The organism is Azospirillum sp. FG154 (genome assembly GCF_057809575.1).
Map to the genome: position 1 here is coordinate 49,609 of NZ_JBMDKF010000021.1, position 19,331 is coordinate 68,939.

2 protein-coding genes are annotated in these 19,331 nt (G+C 72.5%); both read left to right on the forward strand.

Translation table 11 applies throughout. The annotated features are described in order from the left end of the window. Positions 1 to 10: 10 nt before the first annotated feature. A complete protein-coding gene (locus tag ACODS4_RS21000) occupies positions 11 to 820 on the forward strand; it encodes a thioesterase II family protein (protein ID WP_488867167.1) in 810 nt (269 codons plus the stop codon). Continuing rightward, positions 820 to 19,329: an SDR family NAD(P)-dependent oxidoreductase gene (locus tag ACODS4_RS21005; protein ID WP_488867169.1), complete on the forward strand. Its 18,510-nt coding sequence runs from the start codon at positions 820 to 822 to the stop codon at positions 19,327 to 19,329. Before ACODS4_RS21000 ends, ACODS4_RS21005 begins: the two co-directional genes overlap by 1 nt. Positions 19,330 to 19,331: the final 2 nt, after the last annotated feature.

Genomic DNA, 19,331 nt, shown 5'->3' on the forward strand with positions numbered 1-19,331 from the left:
GAAGGACCTGATGACAGAGGCGGCGATGAATTCCAGCGGGCAGGGATCGACGGCGGCATGGTTTGTTCGCCCCCGTCCGCGCCCGGAAGCGACCTTGCGGTTGTTCTGTTTTTCCCACGCCGGGGGGGGCGCGTCGTCCTATTTCCCATGGTCGGCGGCGCTGGATGGGGTGGATGTGCTGTCCGTGCAATTGCCGGGGCGCGAAGGGCGGCTGATGGAGCCGTTGATCGACGACGCCGACATTCTGGTGGCCCGTCTGGGCGAGGTCATCGAACCGTGGCTTGACCGGCCTTTCGTGTTCTTCGGTCACAGCATGGGGGCCTATCTCGCCTTTGAAACCGCCCGGGCCTTGCGTCGTCGCGGTTTGCCGCAGCCGCGTCGGTTGATCGTGTCGGGACGTCGGGCGCCGATGGAGGCGGATCGCGAGGCGCCGCTGCACGAATTGCCCGACAACCAATTGGCCGAGGAGTTGAACCGTCGTTTCGGCGGTCTGCCGACGGCCATCTTGGCGGAACCGGAGCTGATGGCGCTGTTCCTGCCGATCATCCGGGCTGATTTGCGGTTGCTGGAGCGCGGCGTCTACCGGGCCGAAGCGCCGCTCGACTATCCGATATCGGCCTTTGGCGGCGACGAGGACCGGCGCGCCGATCATGCGGCTTTGGCGGGGTGGGAGGCCCTGACGGTGGGCGGATTCGAGGCGCGGCAGTTTTCTGGCGGCCATTTCTACCTGCATGAGCGGCGCGACGCCTTCCTGTCGGCGCTGGCGTCGGTTCTGGCGTCGGACATGGCGCGGGCGCCGCAGTGGGCCGATGCGCTCTGATGCCTTCGCTGCAATCTTCCGCCGCTGACGTCGAAGCGCTGCTGACCGAAGTGTCACGGGCGCTTGGCGCGGCGCTGGGCGTCGAGCCGACGACTCTGAGCGCGACCGCGCGATTCAGCGCCCATGGCTTGACCTCGGTGCAGGCGGCGGCGGTCACGGCGGACCTGTCGCGGCGTTTGGGGCGGTCGTTGCCAGCCACGTTGCTGTGGGATCATCCAACGGCGGCGCGGTTGGCGCTTCATCTGGCGGGCGGCGCGGAAGAGGCGTCTTCCGGGCGTCGGGGGCCTCTGGCGGCGGGGGAACCCATCGCCATCGTGTCGGCGGCCTGCCGCTTTCCAGGCGCGAATGATCCCGACGCCTACTGGCGGCTGTTGAGCGAGGGCGTCGACGCGGTGGGGCCAATGCCGACCGACCGTTGGGACGTCGAGGGCCTCTATGATCCCGATCCGGCGGCGGCGGGGCGAATGTCCACGCGCTGGGGCGGCTTTCTTGATCGGGTGGATGGTTTTGAGGCGGCGTTCTTCGGCGTGTCGCCGCGCGAAGCGCTGGAGATGGACCCGCAGCAACGCCTGATCCTGGAATTGGCGTGGGAGGCGCTGGAACGGGCCGGATTGCCGCCTTCCACGCTGAGCGGGCGGCGCACGGGCGTCTTCATTGGCGCCATGTGGTCCGAATATGGCCAGCTTTTCGCCGGTTTGGAGGCCATCGCCCCGCATTCCGCCACGGGCCGCGATCTGGGCGTCATCGCCAACCGGGTCAGCTATTGTCTGGGGCTGACCGGTCCCAGCCTGACCGTCGACACCGCCTGTTCGTCGTCGCTGACCGCCGTGCATCTGGCGGTGCGCGCTCTTCGGTCGGGGGAATGCGAAGCGGCGCTGGCCGGAGGGGTCAATCTGATCCTGACCGCCGACAGCACGGTGGCGATGACCAAATTTGGCGGCATGGCCGCCGATGGTCGGTCGAAGGCGTTCGACGCGCGGGCCGATGGCTATGTCCGGGGCGAGGGCGCTGGGCTGGTTCTGCTGAAGCCATTGTCCCACGCCATCGCCGACGGCGACCGCGTTCTGGCGTTGGTCCGGGGCAGCGCGATCAACAACGACGGGCCGTCCAACGGCCTGACGGCTCCCAACCCCGACGCCCAGCGCGCGGTGTTGCGCGACGCCTGGATGGACGCCGGCGTCGCGCTGGCGGAGGTGGATTGCGTCGAGGCGCATGGAACCGGGACGCTGCTTGGCGATCCCATCGAGGCGGGGGCGCTGGGGGCGGTGCTGGGGACCGCGCCGAACCGCGAGGCTCCGCTGGTCGTCGGTTCGGCCAAGACCAACATCGGCCATCTGGAGGCGGCGGCGGGGATCGCCGGGCTGATAAAGGCGGCTCTGGCGCTGCGAAACCGGGTTTTCCCCGCCAGCTTGCATTTCCACCAACCCAACCCGCACATCGATTTTTCCGGCTGGAACCTGCGGGTTCCGACCAGGGCGGAGCCGTGGCCGGAGCGCCGCCACCCCCGCCGCGCCGGGGTCAGCGCCTTCGGCTTCGGCGGGTCCAACGCCCATGTGGCGCTGGAGGAATGGGCGCCGGAAGCTCCGCCGCCGCCGACGACGACGACGACGCTGGCGGCGGACGGGCAAGGGCGGCGCCGTCCGCTGGTCTTCGTCTACGCAGGCAACGGCGCCGCCTGGCCGGGGGTCGGGCGCGATCTGCTCGCTGCCGATCCGGCGTTTTATCGCGCCGTGGCCGCGTGCGACGGCGCGTTCGCGCGGTTGACCGGGGCCTGGTCGTTGCTGGATTTGATGGCTTCCGGGGCGCGGGGCGACGCCACGGCGACCCAATGTCTGTGCTTCGCCGTGCAGGTTGGCTTGACCGAGTCGCTGGCGGCGCGCGGTTGGCGGCCCGACGCGGTGCTGGGGCACAGCGTCGGCGAGGCCGCAGCCGCCTACGCCGCCGGGGCCTTGAGCCTGGACGCGGCGGCTCGCGTGGTGTTTCAGCATGGCGTGGCGACGGCGGACGCGGTGGGGCGCGGGGCGATGGCCCAGGCGTCGGCGTCGGCGGACGCGGTCGCGGCGGCGCTGGCCGACATCGCCGATGTGGAACTCGCGGGCTTCAACGCGCCCAACGCCGTGACCATCGCCGGTCCGACGGCGGCGATCCAAGAGGCGTTGGCCGCGCTGAAAAAGGCGGGCATCGTCGCGGCTCCGGTGCGGGTCAACGTCGCCTATCACAGCGCGGCGATGGATGGTCCCCAGGCGGCGCTGTCGGCGGCGTTGGCCGATCTGGACCCACGGGCGGGCGGGATCGCGTTCTATTCCGGCGTCGATGGTGGTTTGGGCGACGGCGCGACGCTCGACGGCGGCTATTGGGCGCGCAACCTGCGCCAGCCGGTGCGGTTCGCCGCCGCCGTGGCCTGCTTGCCCGAAGACGCGGTCATCGTGGAAATCGCGCCGCATCCGGTGCTGTCGCGTTCGGTCGCCGAAACCCTGGAGGCGTTGGGCCGCGCCGGTTCGCCGCTGCGCAGTCTGGAGCGGGAGACGCCCGCCGCGCGGACCTTGGGCGCCTTGTTTGAAGGGCTGGTCGAGGCCGGGGTTCCACCGCTGCCGATGGCGGAGGGGGAAGCCCAACCGCTGGTTCTGCCCGTGTCGGCGCGGACGCCGGCGGCGTTGCGGGAGTTGGCGGCGCGGTTCGCCGAGGCGCTGACGGCGCTGGGCGACGATGGCGGCGCGCTGACGGATTTTTGCGAGGCCGCCGCGACGGAGCGGGACCTCTTTGATTGCCGCGCGGTGGTGCGTGGCGCGGATCGGGCGGCGCTGCTGGCTGGCTTGCGCCAGGTGGCGGCGGGGGACGACGTTCTGGCCGCCGAATGGCCGATCCACGACGGGCGGCGTCTGCGCCATGGCGCGCCCTTGCCCACCTATCCGTTCCAACGCGTCCGTTTCTGGCCGCGCGAGGCGAGCGAGAAAAGGGCGTCGCCGCAGGAATGGCGGCTGTCGCTGGAATGGCGCGCGGTTGGCGATTCGCCGCCGGTCAAGACAGCGGCGTCGCCGGACCCGCGCCGCGTCGCCGACGCGGTGAAGGCCGCCGGTTTGGCCCCCGCCCCCTCCGCCCGCGACCTGGACCGGCTGGCCGCCGCTTACGCCCGCCAAGGCTTGGCGAGACACGACGGCGCCCCGCCGGACGACCGCTTCGCCGCGCGCCGCTTGGCCGGTTTGCGCCAACTGGCGGCGGCCTTCCCCGATGACCGCGACCCGGCGGCGATCATTCTCCAGAGGCCGGAGATGGCGGCGGAGTTGGGGCTGATCCACGCCGTCGGCGGACAGGTCGCGTCGATTCTGGCGGGAGAGGTTGATCCGCTCGACGTCCTGTTTCCCAACGGTTCGACGACGGCGCTGGAGGCGCTGTATCAGCGCTCCGCCTTCGCGCTGCCGCTGGGGGAGCGGATCGCGGTCGCGTTTTCCGCCTTGTCGCCGCTGCTCGGGCCAGCCCCTCGCGTGGTGGAAATCGGCGCGGGCACCGGCGGCACGACGGCGCATCTGTTGCCCCTTCTGCCCAGCGGCGGGGAGTATCGCTTCACCGACGTTTCGTCGGCGTTTCTCGACCGTGCGGGCGCCCGCTTCGCCGCGCATCCTGGTTTGAGTTTGGGTTTGCTGGACATCGAAAGCGCCCCGGCGGAGCTGGGAAGCGCCAGCAGCGGTTATGACGTGGCGGTGGCGGTCAACGCCCTGCACGCCACCCGCGATCTGGCGGCGACGCTGCGCCATGTCCGCGCCCTGCTGCGGCCGGGAGGAACGCTGCTGCTGGGGGAGATCACCGGAGCGCCGGGCTGGCTCAATCTGGTGTTCGGCATGTTGGAGGGGTGGCATCGCCACGACGACGCCCTGCGGAACGACGGCGCGCTGTTGAGCGTTGACGGCTGGCGCCGCGCGCTGGACGCCGCTGGATTCGACGCGGTCGCGGCGGTGGGCGATGGTGATCGGCAATCCCTGATCGTCGCGCGCGCCCGCGCGGCGGCGCGGCTGACTTTGGCGATGAGCGAACCACCGCCGGTTTCCGGGGCCTGGGACGAAACCCTGATCCTGGACGATGGCGGCGATCCGGTGGCGGCATGCGGCCAGATCGCCCGGTTGTTCGCCGATCCGCGTTTCGGTCGGTTGCGGTTGGGGCAGGAGACGGCGAACGACGCGTCCGCCGCGACGCGCCACGCCGTCACCCGCGCCTATGCCCTGTCCTTGGGCGTCGCCGATCCGGATCGCTGGGGCGGAACGCTGTCGGCGGCGGATGGGGCGGCGCTGGATCGGCTGGCGGCGCTGGCTCCGCCCGACGAGGACGCTTTGCGCGTCGGCCCCGATGGCGCTGTCGAGAGGCTGCGGCTTGCGCCCGATCCGGCATCGGCGGAGGGTGGCGTTCCCATCCGCGCCGACCGCCGCTATCTGATCGTCGGCGGTCACGGCGCGCTGGGGCTGGCCTTCGCCCAATGGCTGGCGGGTCGGGGCGCGCGCCGGTTGGCGCTGCTCGGTCGCTCGAAACCGGGGGACGCCGCCGCCGCCGTCATTGAGCGGCTGCGTGGGGCGGGCGTCGAGGTTCGTTCGGTCATCGCCGATCTTGCCGACGGCGACGGGTTGGCGGCGGCGTTGGCCGGGCTGGCGGCGGATGGCGTTCCGTTGGCCGGAGTCATCCACGCCGCTGGCAACGCCGATCCCGATCCGGCGCGGACCCTGCCGCCCAAGCTGGCCGGAGCCTTGGCGCTGGATCGTCTGACTCGCGACCCGACGGTCGAGGTGTTCTTCGCCTTTTCGTCCGCCGCCGCGACGTGGGGGGCCAAGGGCAAGGCGGCCTACGCCGCCTCCAACGCCGCGCTGGAAGCCGTGGCGGCGGCGCGGCGGCGCGCCGGTTTTCCGGCGGTGGCCGTCGCCTGGGGGCGCTTCAGTCTGCGCGGCCTGCTCAGCGCCGACGAGGACCGCGCGTTGGCGGATATGGGCATGGGGGCCATGGATCCCGCCGCCGCCTTCGCTTTGGCGTGGCCGCTGACCGCCGGGTTGGGACGCGACGCCGTCATCGCCGCCGTGGACTGGCCGCGTTTTCGCGCGGTCAACGAGGCGCGTCGGGCGCGGCCCTTGTTCAGCGAACTGGCGCCGCCCGCGCCGCCACCCGTCGCCGCTTCGGTCGTCGCTCCGGTCGCCGTCGCCGTTCCCGGAAAACGGGACGCCGCTGATCTGCGGGCGACGGTGGCCCGGCTGGTCGGGGAGGTCTTGGGCTTTCCGCCAGACGAGCCAGTTCCGTCCGACCGGGGGTTGTTTCAGCTTGGTCTGGACAGTTTGCTGGCGGTGCGGTTGCGTGGGCGGCTGCAACAGGCGTTGGCGCGGCCAATCCCGGCGGCGACGCTGTTCTCCCACCCCACCATCGACGCGCTGACCGCGTGGCTGGCGGGGGACGAGGGCGGACGAGCGGCGGCGGCGACCCCTGTCGCCGCGAAAGCCGCCGGTGACGACGCCATCGCCGTCATCGGCATGGCCTGTCGTTTCCCCGGCGGGGCCGACGACCCGGACAGCTTCGCCCGCCTGCTGTTCGACGGCGTCGACGCGGTGACGGAGGTTCCGCCGGAGCGGTGGGATTGGCGGGATTGGGCGACCGACGATCTTGACGTGGCGGGGAAGACGGTCAGCCGCTGGGGCGGTTTCCTGCGGGACATCGACCAGTTTGACGCCGCCTTTTTCGGCATTCCGCCCAAGGAAGCCGCCTATATGGATCCGCAGCAACGCTTGCTGCTGGAAACCGCGTGGCAGGCGGTGGAGCGCGCCGGGCTTGACCCGCGCGGGCTGGTCGGCGCGCGGGCTGGCGTCTTCGTCGGAATCACCGGCAGCGATTACGCGGGCCTTGCCCGGCGTGGCGCGGCGGAGCGGCTGGAAGGGCAGGCGATCACCGGCCAACCCGCCAACACCGCCGCCGGACGCATCGCCTTCACCCTTGGTCTGACTGGCCCGGCGCTGTCGCTGGACACCGCCTGTTCGTCGTCGCTGGTCGCCCTGCATCTGGCGTGTCGGTCGCTGATCGGCGGCGACTGCGACATGGCGCTGGCGGGCGGCGTCAATCTGATCCTCAGCCCGGAAACCTCGGTCATCCTGTCGCGGGCCGGGATGCTGTCGCCCACGGGCCGCTGCCGCGCCTTCGATCAAGGGGCCGACGGCTTCGTCCGGGCGGAAGGCTGCGGCGTCGTGGTGCTGAAACCGCTGGCGGCGGCGCTGGCCGACGGCGATCCGGTGCTGGCGGTGATCCGTGGCGGGGCGATGAATCACGACGGCCGGTCGAGCGGCTTCACCGTGCCGAACGGCCGCGCGCAGGAGGCGGTGATCCGCGCCGCGCTGGCGTCGGCGGGCGTCGCGCCGCGCCATGTGTCCTATGTCGAGGCGCACGGCACCGGCACGGCCTTGGGCGACCCCATTGAGGCGCACGCGCTGGCCGCCGCGTTGGGGGAGGGGCGGGAGCGTCCCCTGTTGATCGGCTCGGTCAAGACCAACATCGGCCATGCGGAATCGGCGGCGGGCGTCGCCGGGTTCATCAAAGCCGTGCTGGCGCTGCGGTCTGGGCGCCTTCCCGGCAGCCTGCATTTCACCGGCTTCAACCCGCACATCACCTTGGACGGCGCGCCGCTGTCGGCCCCCGTCGCCGAGGTCGCCTTTCCCGAGGTGGACGGGCGGCGCATCGCCGGAGTCAGCGCGTTCGGCGCCAGCGGCACCAACGTGCACCTCATCGTCGAGGCGCCGCCCGCCCCGATTCCCGCCCCGGTTCCCGCCGTGGCGGACGGCCCCAAAATCGCCTTTCTGTTCACCGGCCAGGGCGCGCAAAGCCTGGGCATGGCCGCCGGTCTTTACCGCGCGGCCCCGGTGTTCCGCGCGGTCTTCGACCGATGCGACGCGGCGGCGGCGCCGGCGCTCGGCTACAGCCTGCGCGACGCGCTGTTCGAGGGCGCAGGCCACGACGTCAACCAGACGGAACTGGCGCAGCCGGCGCTGTTCGCCGTGGGCTGCGCGTTGGCCGAACTTTGGCGGTCCTTTGGCGTTGAGCCTGCGGTCGTGCTGGGCCACAGCGTCGGCGAATACATGGCGGCGGTGACGGCCGGGGCGATGACGCTGGAAGCGGCCATGGTCCTGATCGCCCGGCGTGGCCGCTTGATGCAGGCGCTCCCTTCCGGCGGCGGCATGCTGGCGGTGACGGCGGACGCCGCGACGGTGGAACCGTGCTTGATCGACGAACCGACGCTGTCGCTGGCGGCGCTGAACGGTCCCGCCAACAGCGTGGTGGCGGGGCCGCTGGACGCGCTGGAGCGGTTGGCCGGGCGGCTGGCCGCCGTTGGGCTTCGCGCCCGTCTTTTGCCGGTCAGCCACGCCTTTCATTCCGCTTTGCTGGAGCCGATGCTCGACGGGCTGGAAGCGGCGGCGGCGGCGGTCGCCTACGCGCCGCCCCGGCTGCCCCTGGTGTCCAATCGAACCGGCGCGGTGATCGCGCGCTTGGACGCCGGTTATTGGCGGGGCCATGCCCGCGACCCCGTGCGTTTCGCCGATGGCTTGCGCGCCGCCGCTGATTTGGGCTGCACGCTGTTCCTCGAAATTGGCCCGCGCGCCGTGTTGTCGTCCTTGGCGGCGGCGGCGCTGGGGGAGGGCGCGTTGACCGTCGCCAGTTTGGGCGGGCGGGACGATGACGTCTTGAGTCTGCTGGACGCGGTTGGGCAGCTTCGGCGCGGCGGTCTGCGGGTGGACATGAACGCGGTGGCGAAGGGCCTGACCAACGGCCAGCCGTTCGCCGCCCTGCCGACCACGCCGTTCCAGCGCAAACGCCATTGGCTGGATTGGGTCGGCCCAGGCAAGGACGGCCCGGCCAAGGACGCCGCGACCGCCGGGTTGGATGGCTGCCTCTACGAGGTCGCGTGGGATGACCAAGGGCCAACCGCCGCCGGGGCGACGCTGGCCGGTTCCTGGCTGGCGTTGGGCGACGCGGCGGCGGTCGCGGCTTTGGTCGGCCATTGGCGGAATTTGGGCGTCGACGTTCGGGGTGAGGGCGCGCTCCCTCCCGCCGATGGTTGGGCGGGCGTGGTCTGGTTGGCCGGAGCCGGGGATCCGGTCGAGGGCTTGAGCGTCTTGTCGGCCTTGGCCGCCGCTCCGCCCGCGCGGCTGTGGGCGGTCACGCAAGGGGCGCACGCGGTTTTGGCCGATGATCGGTCGCCGAACCCGGCGATGACGGCTGTGTGGGGGTTGGGCCGGGTCTTGGCCTTGCGGGAGCCGACCCTGTGGGGCGGGTTGATTGATCGGGCCGACGATGGCGCGCAAGGGGCCGTGGCCCTGGCGGCGTTTTTGGCCGCCGCCATGGATGAGGATCAGGTGGCGCTGCGCGGCGGGCGGGTCTTCGCCGCCCGGCTGAAACCCGTCGCCGCGCCGTCCTCCGCGCCCGTCGCCATCCGTTCCGACCGGACCTATCTGGTCACGGGCGGCTTGGGCGGTTTGGGCCGCGCGTTGGCGGGTCAACTGGTTCAGGCCGGGGCGCGGCATGTGGTGCTGACGGGGCGCGGCGCTCACGACGTGCCGGTTGACCTGACGGCGGATGGCGTCGATCTTCGCTACCATCAGACCGATGTCGGCGATCTGGCCGCGATGGAGCGGCTGGCGGCGCTGCTCGCCCGCGAATTCCCGCCGGTCGCCGGGATTTTTCACGCCGCCGGGGTGAAGGATGGCGGGTTTGCCGCGACCTTGGCCCCGAAATTGGCGGGAGCCGAGCATCTCGCCCGCCTTGGGGCCGCGTGGCCGTTGGAGATTTTCGCGCTGTTCGGCTCAGCGGCGGCGGTGTGGGGCGACCGCGATCTGGACGCCTACGCCGCCGCCAACGCGGCGCTGGATGGCTTCGCCCACGCCGCCCAGCGCCGGGGATTGCCCGTCGTGGTCGTCGATTGGGCGCGGTTTGACGTGCGCGGCATGCTCGACGACGCGGGCGCCGTGGCCTTCGACCGCTTGGGCCTGCGCCCGATTTCCTTTGACCGCGCCTTTGCCGGACTGCTGGGGTTGGCCGCGTCGGGGCGGGCGCAGACCGTCGCCGCCGCTGTCGATTGGCCCGTTTTCCGCGCCATTTATGAAAGCCGCCGCGCCGCGCCGCTGCTGCGCGGGTTGATTCCCGCCGCAGCGGAAGCGCCGTCCTCGATCCTTCCCGCCGCCGTCAGCCGCGCCGACGCGGGGGCCAAGCTGCGGGCGCTGGTCGCCGCGATCATTGGCCTGGACGATCCGGCGGCGCTGGCGACCGACCGGGGCTTTTTCGCCCTCGGCCTCGACAGTTTCGGGGTGGTCGAGCTGCGTCGCGGGGTGGAGCGGGAGTTCGGCGTCCGCTTGCCCGCGTCGGCCTTTTTTGACGCGCCCTCGGTCGATGCTCTGGCGGGGCTGTTGGCGCCGGACGCCCCCCCCGCCATCGCCGTTCCAGCCGCCGCCGCCGTCGAAAGCGACGAAAAGGCGCTGGCCATCGTCGGCGTCGGCATGCGCCTGCCCGGCGGCGTGCAGGATCTTGCCGGGCTGACGCGGGCGCTGCTGGACGGCTTTGACGCGGTGGGTACGCCGCCGCTGGCGCGCCGCCCTGATTTGGGCGATTGGGAGACTCTGGGGGCGGCTGGTTATCTCGACCGAGTGGACGGCTTCGACGCTGATTTCTTCGCCATCAGCCCGCGCGAGGCGTCGCAGATCGACCCGCAGCATCGCCTGCTGCTGACCACGGCGTGGGAGGCGTTGGAAAACGCCGGTTGGTCGCCGCCCGCGCTGGCGGGCGGGCGCGTCGGGGTGTTCGTCGGCATCACCGGGATGGAATACGCCGAACTGGCGCGGTCGGTCGGTCGGCGTGACGCGCATGCGGTGGGCGGGCAGTTCCTCAACGCCGCCGCCGGGCGGGTGGCTCATGCGCTGGGGCTGCGGGGGCCGACGCTGGCGGTGGACACCGCGTGCTCCTCCTCGGCGATGGCGATTCACTTGGCGGCGCGGGCGGTGCTGGCGGGCGACTGCGACGCGGCGTTGGCGGGCGGCGTCAACCTGATCCTGACGGCGGAAACCACCGCCGTGCTGCGGGCGGCGCGGATGCTGGCGGCGGATGGCCGTTGCAAGACCTTCGACGCGGCGGCGGACGGCTATGTCCGGGCCGAGGGCTGCGGGCTGGTGGCGCTGAAGCGGCTTGACCGGGCTTTGGCCGACGGCGACCGGGTGCTGGCGGTTTTGCGTGGTTCGGCCACCAATCACGACGGGGCGTCCAGTGGCTTCACCGTGCCCAGCGGCGGCGCGCAACAGGCGGTGATCCGCGCCGCGCTGGACGCGGCGGGCGTGGGGCCGGAGGCCATCGGCTATGTCGAGGCGCATGGCACCGGAACGTCGCTGGGCGATCCCATCGAAATGCACGCGTTGGACGCGGTGTTTGGCGAAAGCGCGGCGGCGCGGGGGGGGCCGCTGCTGGTCGGGTCGATCAAGACCAACATCGGCCACGCCGAGGCGGCGGCGGGCGTCGCGGGTCTGTTGAAACTGATCGCCGGGTTGAACGCCGGGCGGCTGCCGGGCCACCTCCATTTGAACCGGCTCAACCCACACATCCAGATCGCCGCCGGGCGGGTGGAGGTCGCGCGGGCGGCGGCGGCCTGGCCGGTGGTCGCCGGGCGGCGGCTGGCGGGTTTGAGCGCCTTTGGCGCCAGCGGGACCAACGTGCATCTGGTGGTGGAGGGACCGCCGCCGACCCTTCCGCAGGATTCTCCCGCCGCCGGGCCGCAGGTGTTGGCGCTGTCGGCGCGGCGGGCGGAGGATTTGGAGCCGCTGGCGCTGTCGGCGTTGGCCGCTCCCGATTTTGCCGCAGCGTGCCGGGAAGCGACGCGGTCGCGCGGGGATCTGCCCTGGCGGCTGGCGCTGACCGCTGGCGACGCCGGGGAGGCGCGGCGGTTGTTGGCCTCCGCCCCTCGGGGACGGGTGGGCGCCGGGCCGAAAATCGCCTTTCTGTTCACCGGGCAGGGCGCGCAGCACGCGGGCATGGCGCGGGAGCTTTACCGTGACGAGCCGGTTTTCCGCGCCGCCGTGGACCGTGTCGCCGGGGCGATGGCTGATCTTCTGCCTTTGCCGTTGACCGGCCTGCTGTTCGACGCGGGATCGTCGCTGACGCCGACGCAATGGGCGCAACCGGCGCTGTTCGCGCTGGGCTACGGTTTGGCGGCGCTCTGGCGTGACTGGGGGGTGGAGCCGGTGGCCGTGCTCGGCCATTCGGCGGGGGAAATCGCCGCCTGCTGCGTCGCCGGGGCGATGAGCCTGGAGGACGCCGCCGCTTTTGTCGTCGAGCGCGGGCGGCTGATGGGGGCCTTGCCGCCGGGCGGGGCGATGGCGGCGGTCATGGCCGAAGAGGCGGCGGTTCGCGCCGCGTTGGGCGGCGTCCTGCCGCCGGGGGTGGAAATCGCAGCCCACAATGGTCCGGCGCATCTGACCCTGTCGGGACCGGCGGAGGCGATCACGGCGGCGCTGGCGGCGTTGGCCTTGGCCGGGGTCGAGGGACGCCCGCTGGACGTCAGCCACGCTTTCCATTCGGCCCTGCTGGAACCGGCGTTGGATGATCTGGCGCGGGCGGCGGCGCGGGTTGCGTGGCGAGACGCGGCGATTCCCGTGGCTTGCAATCTCGACGGATCGGCGCGCCGTGGTTTCGACGCCGCTTATTGGCGGGCGCAGGCGCGCGCCCCGGTGGCCTTCGCGGCGGGCATGGCGACGTTGGCGGCGCTGGGTTGCGACGCGTTCCTTGAGATCGGCCCGCGTCCGAGTTTGATCGCGCTGGGGCGGCGCGCTCACAAGGGCGGCGCACATTGGGGCGGCGCGCATTGGGGCGCCAGCCTGCGGCCGGAGATGGCCGACCGTCATGCGATGCTGGACGCCGCCGCCGGGCTTTGGGCGCGCGGCGCGCCGGTGGATTGGCGACGGATCCAGGGATCGCGGCCCCGCGATTCCGCTCCCCTGCCGCCCTATCCCTTCCGCGCGGAGCGTCATTGGCTGGCCGCGCCGATCGCGAAGACGCTGTTCGCCGAGCGGGTGCGGGCGCCCGGCCTGCGCGATGTCGTGCTGGCTCAACGTCTGGGGCCGGGCGACGCGCCGGGGCTGGAGGACAGCGGCCATCTGGTCCATGTCGGGTTGCATCTGGCGTTCTTCGCCGCCGCGCTGGGGCGGGGCGCGACGGGAGGCGCGGTTCGTCTGCGCGATGGCGGCTTCTTCCGGGCGCTGCTTCTGGACCGTGTTCAGGATTTGCGGATCACCGTGAGCGAAGACGGCGCGTGCGTCCTCCATTCCCGTCCGGCCAACGCCGGGGAGGAGGAGGACTGGACCCGCCACAGCGAAATTCGGCGGTCGTCCGAGGCGCCCTCCGCCCTTCCGGCGGCGGATCTTGGCGGGCTGCGGGCGCGGTGCGGCGTCGCACTGACCGGAGAGGCGTTCTATCGCCGACTGGCCCAGCGGGGCTTTCAACTGGGGCCGAGGCTGCGGCGGATCGAGAGCGTCTGGCGCGGCGACGGCGAGGCGCTCGCCCGGTTGGCGGCGCCATTAGACGGAGAGGCGCTGGCCTTCGGCGTGCCAGCGGCCTTGATCGAGGCCTGCGCCCAGCTTCCCGCCGCCGTCCATCCCGAGCTTGACGGCGCCTATATGCTGGTGGCGTTCGACAATTTGACCATAAGCGGCGGCTTCGCCGAAGCTGGCGGCTGGCTGCACGCGGCGGTGCGGGTGGATGACGCGGCGGGGGCGTTGCGCGCCGACGTGACCTTGATGACCGATGACGGCGTCGCCGTCGTGGCGATGGAGGGGGCGACGCTGCGCCGGTTGGCGATGGCCGTTCCCACAGCGGCGACCGGACGGGCGCCATGGGTCGGCGCCTTGACGTGGCGGCTTCTGCCGACGCCCGCCCCGCGAGACGCGCGGCCCCTGCGTTGCCGCATCGTCGCTGCGGACGACGGCGCCGCCGCGCTGGCGGCGCGCTTGGCCGGAGAGGCGGGGATCGTCGCCGATGATGGGGCGCCGCTCGCCGTGCTGCTGCCCGGCGGCGATGAGGCGGCGACCTTGGCCCGCGCCGCGCGGCTGGCCGAAGGGATGACCGACGGGCGCTTGCTGCTGGTCTCGATTGGCGCGGCGGGGGCTGGTCTTGGCGGCTTGGCCCAGGCGATCCGGGCGGAACATCCCGGTTTGTTCTGTCGTGTGGTGGCGCTGGAATCGCCGTCATCGACGGAATTGGCGGCGGAACTGGCGCTGTCGGATGAAGAAACCGACGTCGCGTGGCGGCGCGGGCGGCGGCATGGCCTGCGGCTGGCGGCGGCGGAATCCGCCGCGCGGTTCGAGCCGTCGCGCCTGGTGGTGGCGCGCCCTGGTTTCGTCGATGGGCTGGAATGGCGGCCCATGCCGGACCTATTGGCCGCCGATCTGAAGGCGGGCGAGGCGTTGATCCGGGTGGTGGCCGCCGCCCCCAATTTCCGCGACGTGCTGGCGCTGTTCGGTCAAGGGCCGGGGGCTGGCCTGCCGCTGGGGGCCGATTGCGCGGGTGTCGTCGTGGCGGTGGGGGCCGGGACCGACACCGCGTTTCGTCCCGGCGACGCGGTGGTCGCCTATTGCCCAGGCGGCGGTGGGTTGGCCAGTTCCGTGGTCGTTGACGCCCGTCTGTTGCGCGCCAAGCCGCGCCGACTGTCCTTCGCCGCCGCCGCCGCCCTGCCGGTGGGGGTGATGACCGCCTTGCATGGTTTGGTTGATCGGGCGGGCGCGCGGGCTGGCGACCATGTGTTGATCGTTGGGGCTGGCGGCGGGGTTGGCCTGGCCGCCGTGGCGGTCGCGCAACGGTTGGGCGCCCGCGTCCTGGTCGCCGTTTCGCCGTCCAAGCGGGCGGCGTTGAGCGCCTTAGGCGTCGAGGTGGTGGGCGATTCCCGCGCCGCCGATTGGGTGGAAGCTGTGCGGGCCGCCACCCATGGGCGCGGCGTTGACGTCGCCTTTGGCGCCTTCGACGAGGGCGGGCTGGTCGCGGCGCGCGCCTCGCTCGCCGTCGGCGGGCTGCTGGTGGATTTGACCCGGCGCGGCGCGGCGGATGACGTCGATCTTGACCGCCTGCACCGCGAGCGACCCGACCATTTCTCGGCTTTGTTCGACCGGGCGATGGGGTTGGCGGAGGACGGTCTGAGCGTTCCCCATGAGGCGGTGGCGGCGCGTGACGCGGTGGACGCCTTCCGCCGTTTGTCCGGGGGCGGGGTGATTGGGCGTCTCAGCCTTGCGCTGACGGAGGAACCTGCGCCGCCGGTCGACGCCGGAGCGTGGCTAATCGCCGGGGCGGCGGGCGGCGTTGGTCAGGCGCTGGCCCATCATCTGGTCGGGTTGGGCGCGCGGGCGTTCCTGCTGCTGGATCACGGCGTCATTCCGGCGGCGCTGGTCGAGGCGTTGACGGGGGCCGGAGCCGTCGTTCGGTCGGTGTCCGTCGATCTCGCCGACGAAGCGGCCATGACGGCGGCGCTGTCCGCCGCCGCCGAGGCGTTGCCGCCAATTGAAAACATCGTGCTGTCCGCCGCCGTCACCGACGACGCGCCGTTGGCCGCGTTGGACGCGGAGCGTTTCGACCGCGCGTTGCGGCCCAAACAGCGGGGCGCGGCGGTGCTGGACCGTCTCAGCCGCAGATTGCCGATCCGTCGTTTCATCGCCTTTTCCTCCGTGGTGGCGAGCCTGCCATCGGCCCGCCAAGCCGCCTACGCCGCCGCCAACGCGGCGCTGGAGCGGGTGATCGACCGCCGCCGCGCGGCGGGGTTGCCCGGGCTGTCCATCCAATGGGGGCCGTGGAGCGTGGGCATCGGCGCGGCCATGGGCGCGCGGTCGCAAGAGGCGTGGCGGCGCTGGGGGGTGGAGCCGATGAGCGCCGTCGCCGCCCTGGCCGTCTTCGACCGCTGGAACGGCGCGGACGGGCGGCTGATGGCGCTCGGCATTGATTGGGAGGCTTACGGCGAGCGGCTGGCGGTGGTTCCGCCGCTGTTGGAAGGGCTGACGCGTGGCCGCGCCGTGCCCTCTCCCTCGCCCTCTCCCTCGCCGACGTTGGCGCCTCAAGCGCCCGCGCCGTCCGACGACATGGCGGCGCTGGTGGCGGCGGCGGCTGGGGAGGTGCTTGGCCTGTCGGCTGGGGCGACGCTGGATCCGTCCAGGCCCTTCGCCGAAATGGGCATGGATTCGCTGATGTCCGCCGATTTGGCGACGCTGCTGTCGCGCCGCCTCGGGCGGCGCCTGCCGGGCACGCTGGCTTACAATTTCCCCACCCCGGCGGCGTTGGCGGCTCATCTTTCCGCTGGTTCGGTCAAGACCGAGGCGCCGCCGCCGGTCGTGGCGACGGAAAGCCGCGCGGTCAGCATGGAGCCGATCGCCGTGATCGGCTTGGGCTGCCGATTCCCCGGCGTCGAGGGACCGGCGGCGTTCCAGGCGTTTCTGGAGCGCGGCGGCAGCGCCTTGCGGGACGCGCCCGCCGCGCGGGGGTTTGGCGCGCTGGAACCGCCGGTTCTCGCCCGTGGCGGCTTCTTCGAGGACGTCACGGCCTTCGACCCGGAGATGTTCGGGCTTGGCGAGGCGGAAGCGTTGGCGATGGATCCGCACCAGCGCTTGTTGCTGGAAACCGCCTGGGCCGCGCTGGCGGACGCCGGACGCCTGGGCGGGCGGCTGGCCGGGTCGCGCACCGGGGTTTATGTCGGCTTGGGCGCGCAGAACGGCGATTACGCCAACTGGCTGATGGCGGCGGCGGACCAACTTCCGGCGGAGGTCGCGGCGGCGATCATTCCCGGCGGCTTCCACAGCTTGATGCCCGGTCGGCTGTCCTATCTGCTGGATCTGCGCGGGCCGAGCCTGGTGGTGGACGCGGCTTGCGCCTCGGCTCTGGTGGCGGTGGACATGGCCTGTCAGGCGCTGCGCCGGGGCGAGATCGACACCGCTGTCGTCGGCGCGGTCAATCTGGCGCTGTCGCCCCGCGTGTCGCAGGCGGTGAACCGCAACGGTCTGTGGTCGAAAAGCGGGAGTTGCCGCCCCTTCGACGCTGGGGCCGATGGTTTCGTGCGGGGCGAGGGCGCCGGCGTGGTGGTGCTGAAGCGGCTGTCCGCCGCGTTGGCGGACGACGACGCTCCATGGGCGGTGATCCGGGGCGTGGCGGTCGGGCATGACGGTCGCAGCAACGGCCTGACCGCTCCCAACGGCCCGGCGCAGGAGGCGGCGTTGCGGCTGGCGCTGTTCCAAGCGGGCGCGCGGGCCGAGGAGGTCGGTTATGTCGAGGCGCACGCCACCGGCACCCCCATCGGCGACGCCATCGAGGCGCAGGCGCTGGGCGCGGTGTACGGCGGCCCGGCCCGGACGGGCGGGCCGTTGCTGGTCGGCGGGGTGAAGGGCAATCTCGGCCATTTGGAAGCCGCCGCTGGGATGGCCGGGCTGATAAAGACCGTCCTGGCCGTCGCCCACCGCCGCATTGCGCCGACGCCGGGCTATCTTGCGCTGAATCCTGACATCGACCCGGTGGAAACCCAATTGGCGGTGACGGCGGAGGCGGTCGATTGGCCAGCCATGGCGCCGTTGGCCGGGGTCAGCGCCTTTGGCATGAGCGGCGTCAACGCCCATCTGATTGTCGGCCCCGCTCCCGGTCCGCTGCGCGCCCGACCCGCCGCGCCGCAAGCCAACCGCCGCCGCGTCTGGCTCGACGGGATTGGGCCGGGGGCGACCGCCGCGTCGGTCGTCGCGCCGTCCGGCATGCTGGCGCGGCTGGTGTGGGAGGCGGCGGCGCTTGACGGTTCGATTGCCGCCGCGCCGCCGCCCGTCCATCTGGCGGGGAACGGCGCGCTCGCCGACCGGCTGGGGGCGGGGTTGCGCGCCGCCGGGATTCACGCCGTTTCGGTGAATGGACTGCCGTCGGCCATGGTGGCCCAGATGGGCGGGATCATCCTCTATCTGGTCGGAGGCGAGAGCGAAGCCGCCGATCCCAAGGCGGCGCTGGGTGGGCTGCTGGACTTGGCGCGGGCGTTGGCCGACGCCTCTGGTTCCACCACGCGGCTGTGGATCGTCGGCGACGGCGCGGCGGAAGGCGCGACGGTCGCCGCCATGGCGTCGGCGCTGGGGCGCTCCATCGCCTTGGAGCACGCCGAACTGGGCTGCCGCCGCGTGGATTTGGACGCCGGTTTGGCCGATGCGGCGGCGGCTCTGGCGGCGGAACTGCGCGCTGGGGAGGCGGCGTGGCGGGCCGAGGAATGGGTGCGTTGGGGGGCGGGTGGGCGCCAGCGGCCCCGCGTGGCGCCCATCGCCTCGACGACGGGCCGACGCTTCGCGGCGCGGGCGGACGGCTGCCATCTGGTGACGGGCGGGCATGGCGGGATTGGCCGGACCTTGGCCGGATGGCTGGTGGAGCGCGGCGCCCGCGATCTGATGCTGTTGAGCCGCCGACCGGCGCCAAGCGTCGGCGACGATCCGCAACTGGCGGCTTGGGCGGCGCTGGGCGTGCGGTTGCGGCTGGTTCAGGCCGATGTCGCCGATGAAGGGGCGCTCGACGACGCGTTCGCCGCGCTGGACCGCGAGGGCGTCCCGCTGGCCAGCGTCTTCCACACGGCGGGGGCCACATCCGACGCCTTGTTGGCGCGGCAGGATTGGGCGGGCTTCGCCCGGGCGGCGCGGCCCAAATCCGATGGAGCGGAGGCGCTGGACCGCGCCACCCGTGGCCGGACTCTCGACGCCTTTGTGCTGTTCTCGTCGATCACCGCGCTGTGCGGGCTGGTGGGAACCGGGGTCTACGCCGCCGCCAACGCCGCCCTGGGGGCGGTGGCGCGCCGTCGCCGGGCGGCGGGTCTGCCGGCGCTGTCCATTCTGTGGGGCACCTGGACCGGGTCGGGCATGGCGGACTCCGCCGATCCGCTGTTGGCTCAGCGCTGGCGCGAGCATGGGCTGATTCCCTTCCCGCCCGCCGATGGGCTGGCGGCGCTGGAGGTTCTGTTGAGTCCGGGAAACACCGCCGAGGCGGTGGCCGCCAAGGTGGAATGGCCCCTGCTGGCCCGCTGGGCGCGGGAAGGCGGTTCCGGCGCCTCGCTTTACGAGCGGATGACCGGCGGGGGGGCTGGCGAATCCGCCGCGTCCTCGGCTGTCGAACCGGCGCCAAGCGTCCCGCGCGACCGCGCCGGAATGGAGCGGTTGGTGCGCGGCGCCGTGGCGCGGGTGCTGGGGTTGGCGGCGGAGGACCCGGCGCTCGACCGACCGTTCGGCGAGCTTGGGCTTGGCTCTTTGGCCGCCATCGACCTGCGCAACCGGCTGGCGGCGGCGCTGGGCGCGCCGGTGCCGGCGACGCTGGCCTTCAACCATCCCTCGGTCGCGGCGGCGGCGCGTTTTCTCGCCGACCGTTTGGCGGCCTCTTCCCCTCCCGCTCCGGTCGTGGCCGGGGCGAACAGCATCGTCACCCTGTCGGAAACCGAAGCGGAGCGGCGTTTGGCGGCGCTCTTGGCTGAGTTTGAACCCAAAAAGGCATAATC